This is a genomic window from Pantoea sp. CCBC3-3-1 (genome assembly GCF_007981265.1).
In the GTDB taxonomy this organism is placed as follows: Bacteria; Pseudomonadota; Gammaproteobacteria; order Enterobacterales; family Enterobacteriaceae; genus Erwinia.
In genome coordinates, this window is sequence record NZ_CP034363.1 from 680,995 (window position 1) to 707,095 (window position 26,101).

17 protein-coding genes and 1 pseudogene are annotated in these 26,101 nt (G+C 54.3%); all 18 read left to right on the forward strand.

What is annotated here, in order from left to right; genetic code table 11:
* Positions 1-112: 112 nt before the first annotated feature.
* The 18 genes and pseudogenes from EHV07_RS03105 to EHV07_RS03190 all read left to right on the forward strand — a co-directional run bounded on the left by EHV07_RS03105 (position 113) and on the right by EHV07_RS03190 (position 26,101).
* Complete coding sequence (locus EHV07_RS03105) at positions 113-883, forward strand: DUF4225 domain-containing protein (RefSeq protein ID WP_147194943.1); 771 nt, start codon at positions 113-115, stop codon at positions 881-883.
* The gene (locus EHV07_RS03110; RefSeq protein WP_147194946.1) at positions 873-1,220 is read left to right on the forward strand and encodes a hypothetical protein; all 348 of its coding nucleotides are present in this window, start codon (positions 873-875) and stop codon (positions 1,218-1,220) included. The genes EHV07_RS03105 and EHV07_RS03110 overlap by 11 nt, the downstream gene beginning before the upstream one ends.
* 106 nt (positions 1,221-1,326) lie before the next feature.
* Positions 1,327-3,942: a type VI secretion system ATPase TssH gene (gene tssH, locus EHV07_RS03115; protein WP_147194949.1), complete on the forward strand. Its 2,616-nt coding sequence runs from the start codon at positions 1,327-1,329 to the stop codon at positions 3,940-3,942.
* Between the two features lie 28 nt (positions 3,943-3,970).
* Positions 3,971-5,407, forward strand: a complete 1,437-nt coding sequence (locus EHV07_RS03120; protein ID WP_147194952.1) for a serine/threonine-protein kinase — start codon at positions 3,971-3,973, stop codon at positions 5,405-5,407.
* A 45-nt stretch (positions 5,408-5,452) separates the two neighbouring features.
* Positions 5,453-6,208 (forward strand): hypothetical protein, encoded by a 756-nt coding sequence (locus EHV07_RS03125; protein ID WP_147194955.1) that lies wholly within the window; start codon positions 5,453-5,455, stop codon positions 6,206-6,208.
* A gap of 109 nt (positions 6,209-6,317) precedes the next feature.
* On the forward strand, positions 6,318-8,942 hold the full coding sequence (locus EHV07_RS03130) for a type VI secretion system Vgr family protein (protein WP_147194958.1): 2,625 nt from the start codon (positions 6,318-6,320) through the stop codon (positions 8,940-8,942).
* Position 8,943: 1 nt separating this feature from the next.
* On the forward strand, positions 8,944-9,318 hold the full coding sequence (locus EHV07_RS03135; RefSeq protein WP_147194960.1) for a lysozyme inhibitor LprI family protein: 375 nt from the start codon (positions 8,944-8,946) through the stop codon (positions 9,316-9,318).
* Positions 9,305-10,093 carry a hypothetical protein gene (locus EHV07_RS24670; RefSeq protein WP_174822349.1) on the forward strand — a complete coding sequence of 263 codons (789 nt, stop codon included), beginning with the start codon at positions 9,305-9,307 and terminating at the stop codon, positions 10,091-10,093. The genes EHV07_RS03135 and EHV07_RS24670 overlap by 14 nt, the downstream gene beginning before the upstream one ends.
* Positions 10,083-10,622 (forward strand): hypothetical protein, encoded by a 540-nt coding sequence (locus EHV07_RS03145; RefSeq protein ID WP_147194963.1) that lies wholly within the window; start codon positions 10,083-10,085, stop codon positions 10,620-10,622. Before EHV07_RS24670 ends, EHV07_RS03145 begins: the two co-directional genes overlap by 11 nt.
* 316 nt (positions 10,623-10,938) lie before the next feature.
* Positions 10,939-11,379 (forward strand): DcrB-related protein, encoded by a 441-nt coding sequence (locus EHV07_RS03150; protein ID WP_147194968.1) that lies wholly within the window; start codon positions 10,939-10,941, stop codon positions 11,377-11,379.
* A 3-nt stretch (positions 11,380-11,382) separates the two neighbouring features.
* The gene (locus tag EHV07_RS03155; protein WP_147194969.1) at positions 11,383-15,753 is read left to right on the forward strand and encodes an RHS repeat-associated core domain-containing protein; all 4,371 of its coding nucleotides are present in this window, start codon (positions 11,383-11,385) and stop codon (positions 15,751-15,753) included.
* Positions 15,743-16,081, forward strand: a complete 339-nt coding sequence (locus EHV07_RS03160; protein WP_147194972.1) for a hypothetical protein — start codon at positions 15,743-15,745, stop codon at positions 16,079-16,081. The genes EHV07_RS03155 and EHV07_RS03160 overlap by 11 nt, the downstream gene beginning before the upstream one ends.
* A gap of 122 nt (positions 16,082-16,203) precedes the next feature.
* A pseudogene (locus EHV07_RS03165) lies at positions 16,204-17,037 on the forward strand (RHS repeat-associated core domain-containing protein); the annotation flags it as partial.
* 1 nt (position 17,038) lies between these two features.
* On the forward strand, positions 17,039-17,446 hold the full coding sequence (locus EHV07_RS24835; protein ID WP_147194978.1) for a hypothetical protein: 408 nt from the start codon (positions 17,039-17,041) through the stop codon (positions 17,444-17,446).
* Between the two features lie 329 nt (positions 17,447-17,775).
* Positions 17,776-18,870 carry an ADP-ribosylarginine hydrolase Tri1 gene (gene tri1, locus EHV07_RS03175; RefSeq protein ID WP_147194981.1) on the forward strand — a complete coding sequence of 365 codons (1,095 nt, stop codon included), beginning with the start codon at positions 17,776-17,778 and terminating at the stop codon, positions 18,868-18,870.
* Positions 18,871-19,064: 194 nt separating this feature from the next.
* Positions 19,065-20,990 (forward strand): type VI secretion system Vgr family protein, encoded by a 1,926-nt coding sequence (locus EHV07_RS03180; protein ID WP_147194983.1) that lies wholly within the window; start codon positions 19,065-19,067, stop codon positions 20,988-20,990.
* The gene (locus EHV07_RS03185; RefSeq protein WP_147194984.1) at positions 20,987-21,409 is read left to right on the forward strand and encodes a DcrB-related protein; all 423 of its coding nucleotides are present in this window, start codon (positions 20,987-20,989) and stop codon (positions 21,407-21,409) included. Before EHV07_RS03180 ends, EHV07_RS03185 begins: the two co-directional genes overlap by 4 nt.
* Before the next feature lie 3 nt (positions 21,410-21,412).
* Positions 21,413-26,101 (forward strand): RHS repeat-associated core domain-containing protein, encoded by a 4,689-nt coding sequence (locus tag EHV07_RS03190; protein WP_147194987.1) that lies wholly within the window; start codon positions 21,413-21,415, stop codon positions 26,099-26,101.

A 26,101-nucleotide genomic window follows, 5' to 3' on the forward strand; every position in this document is an offset into this window, starting at 1 on the left:
TTTATTGGTTGAGTTTTATACTGATGACGGTTTTGTCGGGCCAGAATGCAGGTTAAAAGATGCCAGGAACCGGCATCGATGGGGCAGGGATAACAATCACAAGGAGTGGGTTATGGTAAATAACGTCATCAATCAGGCAAGTCTGGATAAAGCAGCCAATAAATTACTTAAATTAAGCCGCCGACTCGGAATCGTATATTTCCCAGCGAGTCAGTCTCGTGAAATTTTTTTCCGGGAAATAAATTATTTTATTTCTGCGATAAGCCGGGAAGTGTCGATAAATTGTCTTTCGGTTAGAGGAGGGCTGGATCGCATTGAACAAGAGATTCGCCTGCTGGAAAAGCAGGAATCTCAGATGGCACTTGCCAGAATAGTGCAGTATGCAGCGATAAAAAAAGAAAACGTTAACCGGCGAGTGAACCTAATCCTTAATCAGATAGGTTTTATTGGTGGAGGGGTTCAGTTTTTTGGTGGCGGTGGCGTTTGTGCTGTATCATCCGGGATGCTCTGTGCAGCTTACGGCATGCCTTTAATGATGCATGGGCTGAATAATATCTATGAAAATGGTTACTACCTCCTTTACAGAAAACAGACATCCGGATTGACCCGTGATACTTACCGCTTACTGGCTCACAGATTAGGTGCCAGTGGACAACACGCAGATACTGCTTATAGCGTTGTGGACATCGGGCTGTCAGGGTACGGTATGACCAGACAAGTTCCCTTGCCCGATAAGTTTCGCCTCTTCAGGCATATCAACACGGATTTTATTCGTGGCTGGCAGGATATGGGGACAGTTCCCCTTTCTCTTGAGATAACGGGAGATATTAATAATCTGAGCAGCATTTATAAGCTGGGGAAGGAAGAGAGCAATGTACAGTGAAGTAACAATAACGGATAACGGTTATTTAATCACAGCGGGTTATGAAATCGTCTCGTTGTTAGCGATTGCTCTACTCTACTTACTGAACTCAGAAAAATATTTTCCTTTCCGTTTTAAACGGGGAGTAAAGCTGCTTGCTGTAATTGTGTTTTGTTCACTTCAGTGTGATATTGCAATGAATGGCGCTGGTTATATTTACCGTTTTTTTAATTATATTCTCTGGGATGATTATACTATCCGGTATTCTGCGCTTTTCTTCGTCATTGTTTATGCGTTTTTTACAGTAGAACGGAATGAAAACTTAAAAAGTAAAAACAATGTTCCAAAAAGTAAATGATAGCAGATAGTTTTTTTAGCCTGTCTCTCTTATTGATTCAGACCATTATTTTACCGGGCTGATTTTCACAGCTCCTGTTCCATCCGCCACCTAATTTGGATTAACCATGTCAGAAATCAGCCGCGCCGTACTGTTCGGCAAACTGGATACGCTGTTATTTACCTCGCTGGAAAGCGCTACCGCCTTTTGTAAACTGCGCGGCAACCCTTATGTAGAGCTGGTGCACTGGCTGCATCAGCTGATGCAGCAGCAGGATGGGGATCTGCAACAGCTGATCCGCCATTTTTCACTGGATGAAGATGCGCTAACCCGCGATATCGTGGCGGCGCTGGATCGCCTGCCGCGCGGCGCAAGTGCGGTATCCGATTTGTCCGAGCACATCGACAGCGCGGTTGAACGCGCCTGGGTCTATGGCTCGCTGAAGTTTGGCGTGCAGCAAATCCGTGGTGGCCATCTGCTGATCGGCATGCTGAAAACCTTTAACCTGGCGAACCTGCTGAAGGGCATCTCATCTCAGTTCAGCCGCATCAGCGCCGACGCGCTGCTGGAACAGTTCGACAGCGTGTTTGCCAACAGCAAAGAGGCGCAGCAGGTTACCGCCGCGCCGCGACAGACCGATGGCGCGGTGCCGCAGCAGCAAAGTACGCTGGCGCAGTATGCTCAGGATCTGACTGCGCGGGCGCGCGAAGGCAAAATCGATCCGGTTGCCGGCCGTGACGAAGAGATCCGCCAGATGGTAGACATTCTGATGCGTCGTCGCCAGAACAACCCGCTGCTCACCGGTGAAGCGGGCGTGGGTAAAACGGCGGTGGTGGAAGGGCTGGCGCTGCGGATGGCAGCGGGCGACGTGCCGGAGCCGTTGCAAAACGTACAGCTGTGGCTGCTGGATATCGGCATGTTACAGGCAGGTGCAGGCATGAAGGGCGAGTTCGAGGCGCGCCTTCAGGCGCTGATCAATGAAGTGCAATCCAGCCCAACGCCAATCATTCTGTTTATCGACGAAATCCATACGCTGGTAGGCGCGGGCGGCCAGCAGGGCACCGGCGATGCCGCTAACCTGCTGAAACCGGCACTGGCGCGTGGCCAGCTGCGTACTATCGGTGCCACTACCTGGGCGGAATACAAAAAGTATATCGAGAAAGATCCGGCATTAACGCGGCGTTTCCAGACGGTGCAGGTGCAGGAGCCTGACGAAGAAAAAGCGCTGCTGATGCTGCGCAGCACCGTCAGCCCGCTGGAAAAACATCACCGCGTGCTGCTGCTGGATGAAGCGGTTGCCGCCGCCGTGAAGCTTTCCCACCGCTACATTCCTGCTCGCCAGCTGCCGGACAAAGCCGTGGCGCTGCTGGATACCGCCTGCGCCCGCGTGGCCGTGAGTCAGAGCGCGCAGCCGCCGCAGCTGGAAGATTGCCTGCACCGCATCCACGCGCTGGAGATTGAAAAAGAGATTGCCGAACGCGAAGCGAAAGTGGCGATTGGCGATGCCGCCCGCGTGACCAGGCTAAACGAGCAGCTCGCCGAACTGGCGGTGCAGCGTGACGAACTGACCCACCGCTGGCAGTCAGAGCGCGAACTGGTCGATGGCATTATCGCGCTGCGCGCGCAGCTACATGGAGACGAAGCGGAAGATATTGCGGCTATCCATCAGCAGCTTGCCGAACGCCAGCAGCAGCTGAAAGCGTTGCAGGGCGAAGCGCCGCTGCTGTTTGCCGCCGTGGAGGCGAACGTTGTTGCTGCGGTGGTCTCCGACTGGACCGGCATCCCGCTGGGCCGCATGGTAAAAAACGAAATCGAAGCGGTATTGAAGCTGGCGGACACGCTGAACGAGCGCGTGATTGGTCAGCGTCACGGTCTGGATCTGATTGCCAAACGCGTTCGTACTTCCCGTGCAAAACTGGACGATCCAAACAAGCCGGTCGGCGTGTTTATGCTATGTGGCCCTTCCGGCGTGGGTAAAACCGAAACCGCGCTGGCGCTGGCGGAAACGCTGTACGGCGGCGAGCAGAACATCATCACCATCAACATGAGCGAATTCCAGGAAGCCCACACCGTTTCCACCCTGAAGGGCGCGCCTCCGGGCTATGTCGGTTACGGCGAAGGCGGCGTACTGACCGAGGCCGTGCGTCGTCGTCCTTACAGCGTGGTGCTGCTGGATGAAATTGAGAAAGCGCACCCGGACGTGCATGAAATCTTCTTCCAGGTATTTGATAAAGGCTGGATGGAGGATGGCGAAGGCCGGCACATCGATTTTCGCAATACGTTAATTATTCTGACCTCCAACGTCGGCACGCAGCTTATCAGCGCGATGTGCGCCGATCCGGATTTGATGCCGGAGCCGGACGCGCTGGCGGGTGCGCTGCGGGCACCGCTGCTGGAAGTTTTCCCGCCTGCCTTGCTGGGTCGCCTGCTAGTGGTGCCTTACTACCCGCTGAGCGATGAGATGCTGGCCAGCATTGTTCGTTTACAACTGAAGCGCGTTCAGCGACGTCTTGAGCAAAACCACGGCATCACTTCTGAAGTCGATGACAGCGTGATCGACCTTATCGTTCAGCGCTGTACTGAGGTAGAATCCGGGGGCCGTATGGTCGACGCCATCCTTACCAATACGCTGCTGCCGCAGATGAGCCAGATGCTGCTGGTCGCCAGCAGTAACGAAGAACACTACAAACGCCTGCGCGTAAGCCTGCACGACGGCGAGTTCCAGTGTCAGTTTGAGGCGTAAGCCTGTACCTATCAGAGAGTTGTCCATTATGTCAGAACAAGATAAACCGCGAGCGATCCACAATGCGCTGCCGGTGGGCTACCGCTTTAACGAGTTTGAAATCAAGGAAGTGATTGGCGGCGGCGGCTTTGGCATCGTCTATCGAGCCTGGGATCATCAGCTGGAACGCACCATCGCGATTAAAGAGTTTATGCCCGCCTCGCTGGCAGTGCGTAACGATGACCTGACGCTGGTGCTGCGCAGCGAGCGCTTCAGCAAAACTTTCCACGCCGGACTGAACAGCTTTATTCAGGAAGCGCGTCTGCTGGCGCGCTTTAACCATCCGAACCTGCTGCACGTGCTGCGCTTCTGGGTGCAGAACGACACCGCTTATATGGGTACCGCGTTTTACAGCGGCACCACGCTGTCTCAGCTGCACAATCTGCGCCCGGAGATGATCAGCGAAGCCTGGATCCGCTGCCTGCTGCCGCCGCTGTTTGGTGCGATCAACACCATTCATCAGGAAGGGTATCTGCATCGCGATATCTCGCTGGATAACATTCAAATCCAGGAGAATGGCGTGCCGGTGCTGCTGGACTTCGGTTCAGCGCGAAAAGCGATTGGCAACCTGTCCGATGAAACGGAGACCATGCTCAAGCCGGGCTTTGCGCCGATTGAGCAGTACAGCGACGACAACGAGAGCGAGCAGGGGACCTGGACTGACATCTACGCGCTGGGCGCGGTGCTGCATACGCTGATTGTTGGCGCGCCGCCGCCGGTGAGCGTGGTGCGCAGCATCGAAGACAACTATCAGCCGCTGGTTCAGCTGAAGCCGGAAGGCTACTCGCTGCCGCTGCTGCATGCTATTGACCGGGCGCTGGCGCTGCAACCGGAAGATCGTCCGCAGACGGTCGATCAGCTGGCCGCGCTGATGGAGCTTTCTCCTGGCGATATCAACGAGATCTTTGAAGTAAAAGTCAGCGGGCCTGGCACGATGCTGGTGCCGGTTGCAGAAGAAGAAGCGGCAGCAGCAAGCAAAACCGCCGGGCTGAAGCGCTTTATGGTGCCAGGGCTGATTGCGGCAGGTGTGCTGGTGGGGATTGGTGTGGGGGCGCTGATCGCCGGTGGCGGTAGCGATGACCAGCCGCAAACGGCTTCCACCACGGAGACGGCCCGGCCGCCAGCTGCCAGTCAGGCACCGGCAGCCACCGCGAGTACGGCGGCACCAGCCGCTCAGCATAACGAACCGGCTGCGCCACCCCCACCGCCGGAACCGGTCGCGCAGATCTATATCAAGCTGCTGCCGGGCGACGAAGTGGCGATGAACGGCAACCCGCAGGCGCTGGTGCCGTCGCCGAACGGTTTCGCCATGCTGCAACTGCCGCCGGGCGACTATCGCTTCAGCATCAGCAACGGTGGCCACACCCGCGCTCAGAGCATCACCGTCGATAAAGAAGGCGTATGGCTGCTTAACCCGCAAAGCTAATTGTTTTCGCCCGGCACCGCGTCGGGCCACTTCAGGAAATAAACAATGGATGAATATATCTATCATATTGCTAAAAAGCGTATTGCCTTTGACAATATAAAACAGCAGGGCCTGGTTCCGGCTGCCCGTTTATCGGGGGCATCTGTTGCTCAACGTGAAGGGGCTTTCGCCACTGACCGGGCTAAAAATTCAGAAAAGAAAGAAATATTGAAGCTAAGAGGCGCACTTTACTTGGGTGCAACCCGAGGTTATACCCTTGAGGAAATAAAAAATAAGAATTATATGTTCACCGCTATTCCCGTCGATCTGAATAGCGATCGGGAGGAGGCAATGAAAACCCTGACCGATTTTGAAACGAATTTCTATAACGAATATTTTCCAAAGCGCGCCGTAAAAGGCCCAAGGGCAAGGCCACAGGATTTTGAAGAACCCGCGGCAAAAATGCTGCGCGATAATCCTAATCATGCTTTATGCCGGTTTGCCAAAGATTACGTACGATTACATTATGCTATTGAAGAGCGTGTCACCTCTAATCATATTTATTTCTTTGAGACAAAATATTCCTCTGACTGCTACCGGGATTATACCAAACATCATCAGGGCGAAATAAATTGTAGAGTGCTTCGGGTAAGACGTACCGTTATTAATCATCTTGAGCAGGATATGTCGGAGTTCAGAGGAAAAATGACCAGAGAATCGGTCAACCCTGAATTTATTGAAGTATACAATGCTGAGGGAAGCCCGTTTAGTTCTGCGGCAGGCGAACACTGGACCCCGCTCACCGAGGCGCGCGAAAGCTAATTCTGACTTACTGCCGTAACGCTGTCAGGCGAAATTACTTTAGTTATCTTATCTGCAAAGCTAACTGTTCTCTGCCCGGCACCGCGTCGGGCCACTCCGGGAAATCACCATGTTTGATCGCATCACCGTACTCCTGCCGGTTGAGGGGCTGCTGTTCTGGAAGCTCAGCGGCCGCGAAGCCCTTTCCACCGCCTTTGAACTCACCGTTGACCTGCTCAGCACCGACGCCCGCATCGACCGCAAGTCGCTGCTCGGCCAGCCGATAACCCTGTGTATCCCCACCCAGGGACTGACGGGCACCCGCTGGCTCAACGGCAAAATCACCCAGGTGAAGGTCAACAGCCAGGAGCTGAACGGCACGCGCTATGCGGTCTACCGGCTGCTGATGGAGCCGGACCTGTGGCCGATGAAGCGCGACCGCAACCTGCGCATCTTCCAGAGCCAGACCGCGCCGGCGATTATCAAAACGCTGCTGTCGGAATATGGTGTGACCGTTGAAGACCGGCTGACCGGCCACTACCGCGTCTGGGAATACTGCGTGCAGTACCAGGAAAGCAGCTTTGACTTTATCAGCCGCCTGATGGAGCTGGAGGGGATTTATTATTTCTTCCGCCATGAGCAGGACAAACATACGCTGGTGCTGACGGACAGCGCGCAGCAGCACCAGCCGTACGCGGGCTACGAGGTCATTCCGTATCACGCCACGCCGTCCGGCGGCACCACCAGCGTGGAAGGGATCAGCAACTGGGAGATGGAAGACCGGGTCACGCCGGGTATCTACAGCATCGACGATTACGACTTCCGCAAGCCAAACGCGTGGATGTTCCAGGCGAAACAGAACCCCGCCTCGCCGACGCCGGGGCAGATTGACGTCTACGACTGGCCGGGCCATTTTGTTGACCACGACCACGGCGAGTTCTACGCGAAAATCCGTCAGGAAGTGTGGCAGGTGGAGCATCATCAAATCAGCGCCACCGGCACCGCGCTGGGGCTGGCCCCGGGCAACACCTTTGCGCTGCTGGACGCGCCGTTCTTCAGCGACAACGGCGAGTACCTGACCGTGGGCGCGGAATACGACTTCGAAGAGAACAACTACGCCAGCGGCAACGGCGGCAGCACGAAGCACAATATCGCGATTGACGTTATCCCGTCGGACATCACCTTCCGCGCGCAACCGAAAACCCCGTGGCCGCGCACGCACGGGCCGCAGACGGCAAAAGTGGTGGGGCCAAAAGGGGAGTCGATCTGGACCGACAAATACGGCCGCATCAAGGTGAAGTTCCACTGGGACCGTCTGGCGAAAGGCGACGACACCAGCTCGTGCTGGGTGCGCGTGTCGAGCGCGTGGGCGGGCCAGGGCTTTGGTGGGGTACAGATCCCGCGCGTCAACGACGAGGTGGTGATCGACTTTATCAACGGCGATCCGGACCGGCCGATCGTTACCGGCCGCGTCTACAACGAAGCGAGCATGCCGCCGTGGGCGCTGCCGGGCGCGGCGACGCAGATGGGCTTTCTGAGCCGCTCGAAGGACGGCTCGCCGGACAATGCCAACGCGCTGCGCTTTGAGGACAAGGCGGGAGAGGAGCAGGTGTGGATCCAGGCGCAAAAGAATATGGATACCAACGTCAAGGCGGACGCGACGCACGTTGTTGGGAAAAATCATAACCACTATGTGGGTGAGAACGAGGAACATCGCGTTGAGGCCAGCCGCCTGCACGGTGTCAAAGTTGACGAAACGATCCTCACCGGCAGTAAAAAAACCGATGCCGCTGTGGATGAATATGTGCTGGCGTCAGGCACCAAATTGCGTTTAGTCTGCGGTAACAGCGCAATTGAACTGACGGCGGCAGGACAGATCAATATGATCGGTAAGGGCTTTAATATCTTTGTGGAAGGGCAGGGATACATTAATACCAGCGGTGGCAAGCTGAACCTGAATGATGGCACGGGAGCGGCAACTTCAGCGCCTGGTAATAACCACAAAAAAGATATTCACAGTGCCGTGGAGGCGCTGTTCCCGGCAAAAAAGGGAAGTAAGGGGGCTAAGGAAACGGTTAAGGTAGCAAAAATATCATCCGCAAGTAAAAATCATCGACGTGGTGATCTATCTATGAAATATGAAACCGGAAGGACCCCAAATCAATATGCTCAGGCTGCGGCTACAGTATCAAGTGGAGTGAGAGATCCGGGAGGGAAATCATATGGAGCCTATCAACTAGCCTCTTCTAAGAAAGGGGGAAGTCAGGTTCAAAATTTCTTAAAAAATGAAGGTTCAAAATGGAGTGAACAATTCAAAGGGATGGATCCTCAGCAGCCCGGACTTTTTGAATCTAAATGGAAAGAAATTGCAGCTAAAGATCCGGATGAAATGTTCAATGCACAACATGCTTATATTGAAAGAACACATTATCAGCCTGTGATAGATAAGGTACTAAAAAATACGGGTGTTGATCTTTCTTCAAGAAGTTCAGCTGTACAGGACGTGGCTTGGTCGACTTCAGTCCAGCACGGAGCGGCCTCAAAAATTCTTACAGATGCTGTTAATGAAGTAAAAATAACAACTACAGAAAATAGCGCAGACTTTGATAAAAAACTGATTAATCAGGTTTATAAAAACAGGACAGATTATGTGAATAATCTATCCACATTAGATAAAAGTGGCAAAGCTAGTTTAGCTGCAAGGTATGTAAGTGAAAACACTCGTGCGCTCGGAATGTTATCTACAGGAGAATAAAATGAAATTAATTATTTTTTTTGCTTTTATGACCATGGTATCAACACCAGTTATTGCAAATGAAAGCGTTTATTCTAAAAATTTTAATGAATGTATGAGCTCTGCAGAAGGTGTTACTTTGGCAATGAGAGCATGTTACGCTGATGAATCTGCCACGCAGGATAAAAGGCTAAATTTGAATTATAAGCGTTACATAGCAAAGTTGTCTCCTGAAACGAAAAATAATTTCGTCAATGCGCAAAGACTATGGATTAAATTTAGAGATGAAAATTGTTCTGCATTTTCATCTCAAGAAGAAGGTGGGACACTTTCTTCAATTGTTGGTGATAGTTGTTATCTTAAAATGACAACGGAACGGGCAGATGATTTTAAATAAAATAATTTTGGAAAAGTATCAGTTATTATTTATGACAGGGTGTCTGGCATTTATATTTTACTCATCAGCGACGGAAGCGAGTAAGCAATATGGATCTACTGTATTTAACCGTGGAGATTATATATCTCATGAACTGTTTTCAGGAGTCTGGCAAGGTCATGAGGATGAATATTCATCTTTAATGTTAAAGCTAAACCAGAATGGTAACGGGATAAAGGGGCAGTATTGTTACATTACACAAAATGGTAACAGAATAGATTGCCCTGCTGATAACATCAACAATCTTTCCGGTATTATCAAGGGTTCAGTAGCTGAGATAAGTTTTGATTCCTCATTTGGCGGAAAGTCAGGTAAATCAAAACTGACTATAAATGGCAAGGAAATGCGATGGACACTTCTTGCGGAACCTAAAGATGGGGTGTCCTATGCACCCACACACTATACGTTGACCCGTTCGACTGATAAGAATGGAAGTCAGAGTGAAAGCAAAGTATTTATTAATGATAAATTTACTATTAATATTAAAAACAGATGCGGTACGTTCTTAATGCCTTGTGAAGAAATGCTTTATGTTGGTGTAAGGAATAGCGATGGCAGTTCAATCTCACTTTACGGTAAAACGATCTTAAGTAAAAATAACGGAAAAGTGGTCGGCGCAGAGTTTTCTAACGGCAATATAATTTACCATGTGTATTATGATAAGCCTCTTCTTCAGGTTACAAAAAACGGTAAGGTAATCGTCAATCAAACAGGTATCTGGAAAAATGACAACTAAGGCACTTTTCTATATAGTAGCCGTGATTTTAACAATTTTCAGTCCCTGGTCTTTCGCTGATAAAATTTCTCCTGTAACAAAGGCCGACTTTTCTATTTTTATTTCAGGACATAGCCTCTCAATCGGTGACCAATGGAGTGAGAAAACACTAAAGCTCGCTGGCACCGAGAAAAGCAATGAGTTTGTTGGCGATGTGGCTTTTGGCGATGTCAACTATAAGTTTTGGCAACATAATTATCCCGGTTACTCGATATATAGCTCGAATTTTCTTTGGGATAAACAACAGCGAAGTGTGGATTCTTATATTGTTGCGCAAATTAGCCTTGATTCAGCTGTTATAGTAACTTATCGAGGTGTCAAAGTTGGTGACAGTAAAAATAAAGTGGTAGATAAATATGGGGCGGGAATTATTGATGACAGCGAAGAACGGCACTCGCTGGTTTATGAGAGTGATGATAAGCGTATAGCCTTTCAAATCGAAAATGGTAAAGTTAGCTATATCACCCTACTTTTAAAAAAAACTGAATGATTTATATTTCGTAACTATATCAGATAAGTCGGGCTAAATTTTAAACAACACATATCTCACTCTGCTAAATCCAGGGGATTAAAATTAAGATTTTATTTCTGTGTTGAATTCAAAAATCTCAATTCATTTATGTACGTGACCAAAAATGGCGATACGGTTCAAAACTGGGTAAATAAATATCGGTTGCATGAAACGGATACCGGCATAGCTCCCGATTATTTTAAAACGCATAGCTGAACCCGTACAAATAACCGATTGATTAATGCCAGCTACGGCTACATTCAGCAACTACTCCACTCATTCAAAAAGAGTTTTTATGCAATACCATTTGAACGAAGGATCATTTTCACTTGCCGGCAATGACTGGCTGGATAACAGCATGAACGTACTGCGTGATGATGCTAACGGGATCACCGTGATCGTTAGCCGTGGTCCCATCCCGGAAGACAGCGATTTCGAGCAGGAATTTCATCGCCAGTGGGACAGTATGCGTTCTCAGATGACGAAGCTGCAACAGTCAGAATTTACTCGCGTCAGCGTGGGGGCTCGTCAGCATATTCGTGGCGTAGAGGTCAGCAGCCAGTTTGAACGCAACGGACAGATGCTCTGTCAGCATCAGCTGGCAGTCCAGGCAGAAGGCAAGGCTGTTTTAATGGTTTTCACTTACTCAGCGCTGCGCCAGTTCAGTGAAGGCGATCAAACACGCTGGGATGCGTTAAAAAGCACGCTGAATTTACAGCCAGGACAGGATGCCTGATATATGAGTAATAAACCTGCTGCCCGTATGGGTGACGATCTCATCCACTCCAGCATGCTGGCAGATATCGCCAGTATTGTGGTGGAAGGTGCGGCCTACGCCGCTATTGGTGCGGCTGTGGGCGTAGCCGCTGCGGCTGCGGCACCGCTTGCCGGGGCAGGAGCTGTAGCGGCCGGACTGGCTACTGTCGGCTCAAGCTGCGTGCTTAGCGGCATTATTGGCGGGCTGTTGGCGAATATGGCTGGCGTAACGGATGACATCGCTTCTGCTGCCAGTGGCGTGGGCGATTTCCTTTTTCCACCCTCGGTCAGCGGTAAAATCACCAGCGGCTCTTCCAACGTGCTGACCAATAATAAGATGGCGGCCCGCGCTGCGGCGCAGCTATTGCCGCCTGCCGTTACCGTACCGGAAAGCCAGTCGCCGATGAGCTTTCTGGATTATGGAAGTGAACTGTTAGGCAGCGTCGGGCAGATAGCTAACTCGTTCTGGCAACCGACGGTCGCCTCTGCTGTTGCTAATGCCAGGCCAACGCAGCAGGATACCGTCCTTTGCGATAAACATTCCGGCCCGCAATTTATGGCCGAAGGTTCCTCAACAGTCCTGATTAACGGTCAGCCAGCGATCCGTGCAGGCGACAGGTCAACCTGCGAAGCCACCGTGGCGGATACCGTCTCTCCCGATGTGATTATCGGTGGCGGCAGCGTAGTGGTTCGCGAGATCAAAAGCGGTAAAACCCCCGGGTTGGCGCTGGCAATGATGCTGCTGCCGCTGCTCAGAGGACGACCGGGCGCAGTGCTGCGCAATATGCCCTGCATGGTGGCCGGAGCGGTTGGCGGGATGGCCGCCGATATGCTGGTTAACGCAACGTTCTCATCTTCCAACCCGGTACACGCAGCAACCGGCGTGAAAGTATTGAATGATGACAACGACCTGGATTTCAGCCTGCCGGGACGCTTTCCGCTACGCTGGCAGCGTAATTACAACAGCCGCTCAACTCTGGAAGGGCTGTTTGGCCGCGGCTGGAGCACGGTTTTTGATACGCGGCTGGAAGTAAATGGCGAGGAGTGCCTGTGGTTTGATGAGTTTGGTCGTGAACTGCGTTTCACATTACCCGCTGAAAACGAACCGCTCTACAGCCCGGCGGATGGGCTTATCTTCCGACGCGGGCCTGGCGGTGAACTGGCTATCGCCGACGCTGACGGCAGCGTCTGGCGTCTCTATCGGCCAGTGCGTAGCGAGCCCTCGCAGCTGAAGCTGGCCTCGCTGAGCGATGAATACGGCAACATGCTGGAGATCGATTACGACGAGACTGGCCGTCCGGTTCGTATTCATGATGCCTCCTGTGCTATTGATCTTCAGCTGATCTATCAGGATCTGCGTTTCCCACAGCGGATCACAGCGCTGCATCATTTTGATGGCACAACGCACTGGCCGCTGATGACTTATGTTTACAGCGAATCGGGTCAACTGGGTCAGGTGACGGATGCAGCAGGTGTAACGACACGTACTTTCACCTATAACGACGAAGGGCTGATGAGCAGCCATCGCCTGCCTGGCGGCATGCTCAGTGAGTATCGCTGGCAGCGTTTTGACGACTGGCGCGTGGTGGCAACCCGAACCAGCGCGGGCGACAGTACGACCATCACTTACGATCTGGCGGCGGGTCTGACAACGGTATTGCATGACGACGACACCCGGCATCAGCATTTCTGGAACGAACAATCACTGATTACCCGTTACATTGATGAGCGTGGAGAAACCTGGCGCTTTGACTGGGACCGCGATCAGCAACTGACGCAAACCACCGATCCTCTTGGCAATAAGACGACGTTCCGTTATGACGATGGTGGCGATCTGGTCGGCGAGGAGGATGCGCTCGGTAACGTTCGCACTACCCAGTGGCTGGAAACCCGCGCATTGCCTGCCAGCATTCTGGAAGCAGATGGATCCGCCACGCGTTTTATTTACGATGAGCACTATGGTCTGGCAAAGATCCTGGCCGCAGAAGGGATCAGCGAACAATTTGAGCGTGATGAAAGCGGTCTGGTCATCCGCCGTACCGATGCCGCAGGCGGCATCAGCAACTATGAATACAATGAGGCCGGGCAGATTATCGCGGCGACGGACTGCTCCGGTTTCACTACCCGCTATCGCTATCATCCGCTGGGCTGGCTGCTGACGGAGATCGCCCCGGACGGGGAAGAAACGCATTACGAATACGATGCGGCCGGACGCCCGACGGCCTTACAGCGGCCGGAAGGTTGGGAAGAGAAGCTGCACTGGAGCCGGAATGGGTTGCCGGTGGCGCATCAGGCCGCTGATGGCAGACAAAGCCAGTTCCGTTACGACGATGCTGGCAGGTTGATCGCCACTCGCAACCCGGAAGGACAGGAAGTACAACGCGAATATGACAGCCGCAGCCGCCTGACCGGCCTGATTAATGAAAACGGCGAGCGTTACGGTTTTAAGTGGGGTGCGGGCTCCCTGCTGCTGGAAGAGCGGGGACTGGATGGCGTGGCAACCCGCTACGGTTATGATGCGGGCGGACGCGTGGCGGAGCGGACTTTTGCCGCTGGCACGACTTCTGCCTTCAGCCACCTTTTCCGTTACGACGCGCGCGGCAGGGTCATCGCCCGCCGTTCACCCGACGGCGAAACCCGTTTTGACTATTCTGCCGCTGGCCAGTTGCTGAGGGCGGCGTTCCATCCGGCGCTGGACGGCGAACACGTCACCGCCGCGCCCGAACAGGCGCTGGACTTTACTTATGACGCGCAGGGAAGGCTGATTAAAGAGACCGGCGAGCAGGGCGCGGTGGAGTACGAGTGGGACGCGCTCGGCAACCGCACCGGCACCACGCTGCCGGACGGCCGTAAGCTGCGTAACTTTTATTACGGCAGCGGGCATCTGCTGAACATCGCGCTCGACGGGCTGCCGGTCACCGGCTTCAGCCGCGACAACCTTCACCGCGAAACCAGTCGCACGCAGGGCGGATTAATCAGCCGCGTGTCATACGACCGGCTGGGCCGTCTGCGCCAGCGCGACGTGTTTACCGGGACCCGCCAGCGCCCGGCACCGCGTGAGTGGTCGCGCCGCTGGGACTATGACTACCGCAATAACTTAATCCGCGAAGCGCATAACGATAATCCGTTCACCTGGCGTCAGTGGCAGTACGACGCCGCCGGACGGCTGCTGAAGCAGGACGGCGGCCTGCCGGACCATGAACAGTGGCGCTGGGACGCGGCTTCCAACCCGCTGGATGCAGGCACAAATGCGGTGCCGCACAACCGGGTCACGCAGCTGCACGGCAGTGAATATCGCTATGACGTGCATGGCCGCACGGTGGAAAAGAAAAAGGACGGCGAGCGCTGGCGTTTCAGCTACGACGGCGAGCACCGCCTCAGCGAAGTGGTGCGCGAGGGCCGTCACGGCGTGCAGACGTACGTCAGCTTCCGCTACGATCCGCTGGGACGGCGCATCAGCAAAACCAGCCGCACCGTCAGAAAAGATGAACGGCCGGGCAGAGCGCGCACCACGCATTTTGTCTGGGAAGGGCTGCGGCTATTGCAGGAAATCCAGGACGCCATTCCGCTGACCTACGTGTACGCCGACCAGAGCAGCTACGCGCCGCTGGCGCGTATCGACGGGCTGACGGATCCGGAAATCTTCTGGTATCACTGCCATCCCAACGGCACGCCGGAGAGGCTGACCGATGAGGAAGGCAGGCTGCGCTGGCACGGACATAACGGTGCCTGGGGCAAACTGCTGCGGGAAGAGCGGCTGAACGGCCCGGGCTTTGCGCAGAACCTGCGGATGCAGGGGCAGTATCTGGACCGCGAGACGGGTTTGCATTATAACCTGTTCCGGTACTATGATCCGGATACCGGCCGCTTTACCCAGCAGGATCCGATAGGGCTGGCGGGCGGGTTGAACCTTTATCAGTATGCGCCGAATGCGCTGGGATGGGTTGATCCGCTGGGGTTGAGCGGCGAGGATATATTTATTCATTATACCGATCAAAAAGGCTTAGAGGGTATTATGAACACTAAAGTTCTTAATCCTAATGCTAGTGGTAAGGTTTATATTACTGATTTATTAATGTCTCCTGAAGATGTGTCAAGAAATCTACTGATAAACAATAAAGACCACATAGGTAGAGGCGAATATGCGGTTGTATTTAAGTCTGATGAATTGCAGGCACGAAATATACAACAGAGCTCAGAGCTAGAGTATATCCACTCTGGAAAGCTCAAGTTAAATAATGTAATATATGCTGGAAAGAATCCATATAGTATTGTCGCAGATCACCCATATGAAAAACGGCTGACTATGTTGCAAGAACAAATAAACTCAAGAGGAAACCGTTGTGGACGATGATGCATATAAAGAAAATAAAAATGTAACTTTAAGCCAGGCAGAGGTCAACGCTTTAAAAAAAGCAATATTATATTTGAAGTTTGAGTGCGAAGAGACAGGCTCTCTATTATACGCAGGTAGTCCATTAATTAATAGTGTGCTGGTTAAAATAATTGAGGTCGATGATTTGGGTAAATTTTCGAAAAATTTTTACTCTAAGAGAAATGTGACCAATGAGAAAATAATTCAGGGTAAAAAAATTAAACATGCTTTAGAAAACGGTAAGGAATATGATCCTTTACATGATGATTCATTTCAAGATTATATATTTCCCTTCCCTGCGCCTTGATTGTGGAATAAATAGCTTATTTTAATCAAGTATTAACGAGTTTAGGGTTAAAATCTATCCAGCTGCTGAAGGCGGCGTTCCATCCGGCGCTGGACGGCGAACACGTCACCGCCGCGCCCGAACAGGGGCTGCGGCTGTTGCAGGAAATCCAGGACGCCATTCCGCTGACCTACGTGTACGCCGACCAGAGCAGCTACGCGCCGCTGGCGCGTATCGACGGGCTGACGGATCCGGAAATCTTCTGGTATCACTGCCATCCCAACGGCATGCCGGAGCGGCTGACCGATGAGAAAGGCAGGCTGCGCTGGCACGGACATAACGGCGCCTTGGGCAAACTGCTGCGGGAAGAGCGGCTGAACGGCCCGGGCTTTGCGCAGAACCTGCGGATGCAGGGGCAGTATCTGGACCGCGAGACGGGTTTGCATTATAACCTGTTCCGGTACTATGATCCGGATACCGGCCGCTTTACCCAGCAGGATCCGATAGGGCTGGCGGGCGGGTTGAACCTTTATCAGTATGCGCCGAATGCGCTGGGATGGGTTGATCCGCTGGGGTTGAGTCGGTGTAAAGCAGACTTTTTGTATCGAGGTGATAAAAGAGCACCTAACGTAATTTTTCGTGAAGGATTTAAGCCTCTTGGCGATAGTTCAGATCTTCTTCTACACGCAAAAGATAACAGGTCACCGCCCAGTAATTTTATCAGTACGTCATCCGATATAGAGGTGGCTCAAAATTTCGCGGTCAGGGACGAAAAAAAAGGATTTGTTTATGCTATCCGACAACAACCAGATGGCATTGATGTTAATAAAGCTCTGGGTAAAAATACCCCATTCCCTGATGAAGTGGAAATTGCTGTTCCTGGAGCGATTTCAAATAAAGATGTTTTGGGTGTTACTCCGGTAAACGAAGATGGAAGTTTTGTGGGTTTTAGCTTTATAAATTTTTTGAGATACTAAAATGAATTTTAAAAAAGTAACAGTAAAAGTAATTTGTGATGCTCATATAGGTGTTAGTGATGTAGAGATGAACTTGATAAGTGATATTAAGTGCATCATAAAAATATTTATTAAAGATGAGTGTGAACTTATCGCTGAAGGAGAAGACTTTTTTGAGTGTTTTAAAAAAATAAGGGCGTTAGATAAATCTATAGTTTATTATTGTAAAGGTGCTAAAATCAATGTTCTTCCTTCAAGAATGACAAGGCAAATGACTAAGGGCTTAAGTGCTTACGAAACAAGTTTAGGAGAGCCTGCTCGAAAGGAAAATTTAGTCAATATATTTGACTATGAGGAGGAGGGCTTGGCCTCTGATCCAATTGAGCAAGATGAATATGAAGCGAAATGGTTTTCATCATTAAATAATTAGAATTAGACCCTCATAGTGAGATTGGCATTTTTTTTCCAGATGCCGAAAATTCCCGAGTCTACGTTCATATCTAAATAGCTTCTCCAAATAGTGTTACAGATTGCGCCTTGCAGATAAGTAGACTATCGAGCGAAGGGGTGCAAGAGCCGAGACTCTAGCGATAGATTCATACCGTGTCTACGTAATGCATGGCGCAATTGGGGAACGCCCAAAAGTGGAGCATTATTGCGCAAAGTGACTTAGGCACCGAAGCAGAACCTTACTACAATCTGTTCAGGTATTACGATCCGGCAAGTGGCCTTAATAAAAATAACCCTGAAGATAATTCTATGATAAACCTGCAAACTCAACTTCCCATTCTCGAACATTACGTCCGAGTCCACTATTCTCACTATTTTCCGGCTGAATATGCAGCACAAAATATTAGCCTGGAAACTTTTCAACTTAATTATCAGCCGTGGCTGGCAGGCAAAGAGCCGCTGCCAAACTGGCTGCAATCGACCCCATCTTCAGCTGACAGAGAAGCGCTGCGGGATCGCGCCAAAGGTGCACTGGTTGGGCTGGCTGTTGGCGACGCAGTAGGTACCACGCTGGAATTCCAGCCGCGGGATCAGCATTTTATCACTGATATGGTCGGCGGCGGGCCTTTTGCTCTGCGTCCTGGCGACTGGACCGACGACACTACCATGGCGCTGTGTCTGGCAGAAACCTATCTCTACAAAAACCGCCTGGACCTGACGGATTTTCGCAATCGCATGGTGAACTGGTATCGCCACGGCGTGAACAGCGTAACGGGCGTCTGCTTCGATATCGGTGGCGCAACCCGGTTTGCACTTGAGCAGTATCTGAAGCAGGGCGCGGACTGGTTCGGTAATACCGATCCCGGCACGGCGGGTAACGCCGCCATTATTCGTCAGGCACCATCGGCTATTTTCCAACGTCACTCGCTGCTGCAAACATTACACGATGCCGAACAGCAGGGCCGCGCGACGCATGGTGCGATTGAATCGCTTGATGCCAGCCGTCTGCTGGGACTGGTGCTTTACGGGCTGCTGAATGGCGCTGATAAACAGACAGCGCTATCGCCGCATCTCTGCCCGTTCAACGCCCGCACTGCGCTGATTAATGCAGGAGAATACAAACAAAAACAACGGGATGAGATACGCTCAAGTGGCTATGTCATTGATACGCTGGAAGCGGCACTCTGGGCAGTCTGGCATACCGATAACTTCCGTGATGCAATCCTGCTTGCTGCTAACCTGGCCGATGATGCCGACAGCGTGGCAGCAACGGCCGGGCAGATTGCCGGGGCGTTGTATGGCTATTCCGGCATCCCTCAGGAATGGCGCAGCAGGCTGACCGACGAATCCCATATCACTACCCTGGCAGAAGAATTATTTAAGCGCGCACCGGGGAATGAATGATATATCCCCTTAGGATATAATGCGTTGCAGTGAGATAGCAGGCGTGCCGTCTGTGTTTGACGCCTAGAAGAGACTTTTGTGGCCGCTGTTGGAAGTCCGCCGTATTGAAGTATCGCCATATGACGTGCGCTGCTTAATCCACCGAGTTAACTGTTTTCGCCCGGCACCGCGTCGGGCCACTCCGGGAAATCACCATGTTTGATCGCATCACCGTACTCCTGCCGGTTGAGGGGCTGCTGTTCTGGAAGCTCAGCGGCCGCGAAGCCCTTTCCACCGCCTTTGAACTCACCGTTGACCTGCTCAGCACCGACGCCCGCATCGACCGCAAGTCGCTGCTCGGCCAGCCGATAACCCTGTGTATCCCCACCCAGGGACTGACGGGCACCCGCTGGCTCAACGGCAAAATCACCCAGGTGAAGGTCAACAGCCAGGAGCTGAACGGCACGCGCTATGCGGTCTACCGGCTGCTGATGGAGCCGGACCTGTGGCCGATGAAGCGCGACCGCAACCTGCGCATCTTCCAGAGCCAGACCGCGCCGGCGATTATCAAAACGCTGCTGTCGGAATATGGTGTGACCGTTGAAGACCGGCTGACCGGCCACTACCGCGTCTGGGAATACTGCGTGCAGTACCAGGAAAGCAGCTTTGACTTTATCAGCCGCCTGATGGAGCTGGAGGGGATTTATTATTTCTTCCGCCATGAGCAGGACAAACATACGCTGGTGCTGACGGACAGCGCGCAGCAGCACCAGCCGTACGCGGGCTACGAGGTCATTCCGTATCACGCCACGCCGTCCGGCGGCACCACCAGCGTGGAAGGGATCAGCAACTGGGAGATGGAAGACCGGGTCACGCCGGGTATCTACAGCATCGACGATTACGACTTCCGCAAGCCAAACGCGTGGATGTTCCAGGCGAAACAGAACCCCGCCTCGCCGACGCCGGGGCAGATTGACGTCTACGACTGGCCGGGCCATTTTGTTGACCACGACCACGGCGAGTTCTACGCGAAAATCCGTCAGGAAGTGTGGCAGGTGGAGCATCATCAAATCAGCGCCACCGGCACCGCGCTGGGGCTGGCCCCGGGCAACACCTTTGCGCTGCTGGACGCGCCGTTCTTCAGCGACAACGGCGAGTACCTGACCGTGGGCGCGGAATACGACTTCGAAGAGAACAACTACGCCAGCGGCAACGGCGGCAGCACGAAGCACAATATCGCGATTGACGTTATCCCGTCGGACATCACCTTCCGCGCGCAACCGAAAACCCCGTGGCCGCGCACGCACGGGCCGCAGACGGCAAAAGTGGTGGGGCCAAAAGGGGAGTCGATCTGGACCGACAAATACGGCCGCATCAAGGTGAAGTTCCACTGGGACCGTCTGGCGAAAGGCGACGACACCAGCTCGTGCTGGGTGCGCGTGTCGAGCGCGTGGGCGGGCCAGGGCTTTGGTGGGGTACAGATCCCGCGCGTCAACGACGAGGTGGTGATCGACTTTATCAACGGCGATCCGGACCGGCCGATCGTTACCGGCCGCGTCTACAACGAAGCGAGCATGCCGCCGTGGGCGCTGCCGGGCGCGGCGACGCAGATGGGCTTTCTGAGCCGCTCGAAGGACGGCTCGCCGGACAATGCCAACGCGCTGCGCTTTGAGGACAAGGCGGGAGAGGAGCAGGTGTGGATCCAGGCGCAAAAGAATATGGATACCAACGTCAAAAATGATGAGACGCACACGGTAGGCGGCAGCCAGACCGTCGCTATCGAAAAAGAGTTCACCAGCTCGGTGAGTGGCGCTTATACGCAAAACACCCAAAAATCGCGTAGCGAACTGGTCGGTGGCGACTATGGGTTGCGAGTGCAGGGCGGCCTTGAACTGGCCTCTGGCGAAGGCATCAGCTTTATTTCAGGCGACAGCGTACTGACGCTCAATCCAAACGGGACTATCTCGCTGCAATGCACCCAATTTGAAATCAATGCGACTGGCAAAGGGCAGATCAATACCGGTGGAACGCTGGATCTTAACATTAGCCAGCCGACCCCAGGCGTGACGCCAGATCCGACGCCAATGACCATTGCCATACAGGTTGAGGAAGCCTTTGATAAAAAAGGGAGCAACTCATGAATTACGTCCTGTCAGAAGGAACCTTACCCTTACCGGAAGCCATTCAGGAGCAGAGCGTTACGCTGCTCAGACTGCCTAAAGCGCGCGCCACGCTGGTGATAACTCGCGCCTGGGACGTAAAAGCTGGCGAGGAAGAGAACTACCTGAAGCAGCAACTGGCAAAAGTGAAGCGCGATATGAAGAAGTTTGCCGCAGAAGAAGCGGAAGAGACGCTGTTCGGTGGCTTAAAAGCGCGGGAAGTGGCAATGCGCTTTGAAAATCAAGGCGTTGTGGTGATGCAAAAGCTGCTGGTCGTTCGAACCGATACCCACCTGATGGCGCTGACGTTCAGTCGTGCAGGCCAGTTCGATCCGGAGTCGCTGGCTATCTGGCAAAATATCAAAGAAGGATTTATTCCTGCTGCGGGCTTGGAGGCCTGATCTATGTCCGATCTGACAGCTGCACGTATCGACGATCCCCTAGTGCACAGCTCGGCGCTGGGCGACCTGGTAAGCGGCCTGGTTGAAGGCGCTATTTATGGTGGCATCCTGGCGGGTGCAACTTTACTGTTTGCCGTCAATCCGTTTGCTGGCGTGGCCGTGGGCGCAGCGGCAATGGTAGGCGCGATGGCCTCAGGCTATCCCGAAAAGCTTGGCAACGCGGCCAGCAGCGCCGTGGATGGATTACTCGACACGCTGGGCATGCGAGGGCCGCCGGATGCGATAATTACCAGCGGCTCGGAAAACGTCAACATCATGGGAAAACCGGCCGCGCGTGCAGCGGGTACGGTTAGCCACGCCTGGCTTAATTCTCCTGCCGCGAGCAGCGAAGAGGAACCTGGTGCACTTGATATCGCCATGGCGATGGCTGGCGGCATCGCTTCGGCCATTCGTCATCCGGGCGATACCCTCAGCGCAGCACTGGATAAGGTCAGCCATATTAGCGGGGAATCGGTAAAAAACTGGTTTGGTGGGGTCTGGGACGATCTGATTCAGCCGACCGTCGCCAGCGCCAGCCCTTACGCCACGCCCGCCAGCAAAGATACCGTCGCCTGCACCAAAGGGCATCTGGCGGAAAGCGTGAACTTCCTGGCAGAAGGCTCGAAAAAAGTGCTGATCAACGGCCATCCTGCCGCACGTAACGGCGATCGCAGCACCTGCGAAGCGACTGTTCAGGTAAGTGAAAACCCACGCGTGCGTATCGGCGGCGACAGCGTAGTGGTGCGCGATATTCGCAGCGGCAAAAACATGCTGGCTTATTTTATTGGTGGGCTGCTGAGCACCGGCGGCATCGCTAAGGAAGGGGCGAAGCTTCTCGAACAGCTGTTTTCCCGCGTCGCTGCCCGCCGCGCTCTGCGGCAGATCGCCTGTACTGTTGCTGCCAGTGCTGCGGGTGAAGCCACCAGTGCAGCCGCGAGTGGAGCCGTTGCCGCCGTTGCCATGCAAAGCGCGCATCCGGTTAATTACGCAACCGGTGCGAAGATCCTCGCGGGCCAGGAGGATCTCGATTTCATGCTGGAGGATCGGATCCCGCTTTTCTGGCAGCGCATTTATCACAGCCGCAATCTGACCACCGGCATATTAGGCACCGGCTGGATGCTGCCGTTTGAAACCCGGTTAATCCGGTTTAAGCACGATGACGGCACGGTCCAGTTTGCCTGGCGTGATGTGACCGGGCAGGAGCTGGGCCTGGGCGAAATCGCGCCGGGTGACGTTGTCCGCTTCGACGAGGAAGGCTTTACGCTTTTCTGCTCGCTTCAGGGCGTGATTGTGATGCAGACCGCACAGGGCGAGTTTCATCTCTACGAGCCGGATCCGGCTTGCGAAGGCGAGTGGCGCATCGGCCGCATTTACGATCGTCACGAGAACTGCCAGCACTTCAGCTGGAACGAGGCGGGGCAGCTGGTCAGCATCTCCGGCGATAACGAAGCGCTGGACGTGCGCCTGAGCTACGAGCCGGTGCACGGCAGGCTGGCGGCGGTCCATCAGGTGGTGGCAGACGAGCTGCGTCCGCTGGTGCACTACGCCTGGAGCCCGCAAGGGCAGCTGATTTCGGTGAAGGATGCCGACGGTATCGAGACCCGCCGCTTCAGCTGGGATCGCGCCAGCGATCTGATGGCCTCGCACAGCTATGCCACCGGCCTGACCGTGGAATATCAGTGGCAGCCTGCCCGCGATCCGCGCTACTGGCGCGTCACCGAATATCAGGTGCTGGACGAGGCGCGCAACTGCCTGGAGCACTGGCTGATCGATGCCGACGAGCAGGATCGCAGCGCGACCGTGACCTGCTTCTCCGGCGGCACCACGCAGCACCGCTGGGACGAACTTTGTCGCATCACCGACTATACCGACAGCTACGGCGCACGCTGGCACTGGCGCTGGGCGGAGCACGGCGAGCTGCTGATGGCCACGCACGAGCCGGGCGACAGGCTCTGGCAGTACGGCTACGACGAGCGCGCTAACCTGACGATGGTGCGCGATCCGGCGGGCCGCACGACGCTGACCACCTGGCATCCGTCGTTCGCCTTCCCGGTGAAGGAAGTGCAGCCCGACGGCGCGGTCTGGCAGTATCAGTACAACGCCGCCGGTGACGTGGTGGCGGTAACCGATCCGCTGAACGGCACCAGCCGGTTTACGTGGAACGATCGGGGCGATCTGCTGACGCGCACCGACGCGCTGGAGAACACGCACCGCTTCTGGTGGAACGAACGCGGGCAGATGACGCGCGACGAGGACTGTTCCGGCAACCCGAGCAGCCGCATTTACGATGACGCAGGCAGGCTGCTGAGCCAGACGGATGCGGAAGGCAACACCACGCGCTGGCGCTGGAGCGCGGCGGGACGGTTGCAGTGCCTGACGCGTCCCGACGGTCGCACAACCGAATATGAATATGATGCCGCCGGGATGCTGACCGGCGAGAACATCGATGGCTTCTCGGAGCGCAGCGTGACGCGCAACGCGCGCGGGCAGATCGTCACCGAAACCGATCCGGCGGGGCACAGGACCCGCTGGCAGTACGATCGTTTTGGCCGGCCGATCGCGCTGATCAATCCGAATCAGGATCGCTGGCAGTTTGAGTACGACAACAGCGAGCGGCTGATCGCGCAGATCGACTGGGCGGGACGGCGCAGGAGCTACGGCTACGACGCGCTGGGTCGCGTGGCGGAGATTGTGCAGCATCCTCTGAGCGGTGACGGCGAGGCTGAGCGCTCTGCCAGCAGCGGTGTTACAGAGAAGGCCGCCTGGCAGTCCGCGCTTTCTGAACCGGCAGCTGACCAGCCTCACGTGACCCGTTTTGAATACGACGCGGTAAACCGCCTGACGGCAAAAACCACCGCGCAGCACCGCACCGAATATCACTACGGCGACCGCGGCGTGACGGTGAAGAAGATGCCGCTGGCGGCGTGGCTGAGCGCGCAGGCGGAAGGGCGCGAAGTCACCGACTTCGAGATGCTGAGCTTCACCAGCGACGCGCCGGGTAATCTGCTCGCGGAAGAGAACAGTGGCGGCCTTATCGCACATCAGTACGACGCGCTGGGCAACCTCACCTCGACCACGCTGCCGGACGGGCGCGAGCTGAGCTGCCTGCGCTACGGCACCGGGCATCTGTTGCAGATGAACCTGAAGCACGGCGGCAGGCGCCATGAAATCGCCGGATATCAGCGCGACAGGCTGCACCGCGAAACCGGGCGTACCCAGGGCGCGCTGCATCAGGAAACGCGCTACGACCCGGCGGGCCGCATCGTGATGCGGCGCAGCGGCTTCAGCGGGCGCAACGCCGTGGTGTTTGAGCGCCGCTACCGCTGGGACCGTCTCGACCAGGTGATGCAGCAGCTGGTGACCGACGGCAGTACGGGGCAGCGCGAGTGGGCGAACCAGCAGCAGCGCTTCGGCTACGACGCGGCGGGCCAGGTGACGCGCGAGGTGCGGCCGTTTAAGGAGGAGCACTTCACGTGGGACGCGGCCGGAAATCAGACGGATAAACCGGGCGATATCGTCTGGCACAACCTGCTGAAAAGGCTGAAGGGCGCGCGCTGGCGCCACGACGGCTTTGGCCGGATGACGTGGCGCAGGGCCGCTGAAGGCGCGCCGGAGCAGCACTTTACTTACGATGACGAGCACCGGGTCACGGAGGTGCGCTTTGACGGCGACCGTGAATATATCCGGGCGGAGTACCGCTACGACGCGCTGGGCCGCCGCACGCAGAAAATCCTGCACCGCCACGGGAAAGACGCGGAAACGATAAGCTTCCTGTGGAGCGGATTACGGATGGTGGGCGAAAGCAGCAGCCTTCAGCCTGCACGCAACACGCAGTACATCTACAGCGAGGGCAGCTGGGAGCCGGTGGCAAGAGTCGACAGCATTGGCGGGCAGTCGGAGACCTTCTGGTACCACACCGAACTGAACGGCCTGCCGGAGCGCATGACCGACGAGCGGGGCGAGGTGGTGTGGCGCGGCCGGTTCTCCACCTGGGGCGAAACGGAGCGGGAAAACAGCACGGGCTTCCAGGCGGTGCAGCAGAACCTGCGTTTCCAGGGCCAGTACCTGGACAGAGAAACGGGCCTTCATTACAATCTGTTCAGGTATTACGATCCGGTCGGCGGGCGCTTTACGCAGGTTGACCCTATTGGGTTGATGGGTGGGTTGAATACTTATGCTTATGTGCCAAATCCGTTAAACTGGATTGATCCCTTAGGACTAACAAGATGTACTTCAGGCACTACATTAACTGTTAATAGACCTAAAATCCTGAGCAATACTAATTTAAGCAATTCGGAAAAGAACTTTCTTGAAAGACAGTTTCTAAAAAAACAAAATGCTCTTAATCGTGCTGCTCAACGTGGTGAGTTGATTTGGTCTCCAGGAACCCATGATGTTAGGATTTCCTCGGTACAAAGTTCATATAGAAGAACAGTTGCTGCACGTTATGAAAGAATCTTCGGGAAATCTCCTGATTTAACAAAACTGAATGCGGATCATCCTGTTGATCTGATTGTTGGTGGTTCACCAACGCAAAGGTTACAAATGTTAAATGAATCTATAAATAAAAGCGTTGGAAGCTCTTTAAAAAATGCAGGAAGAAAAGCTGGCCTTCAGCCGGGTGATATGATTAGCGAAATAATCTTTCAATAG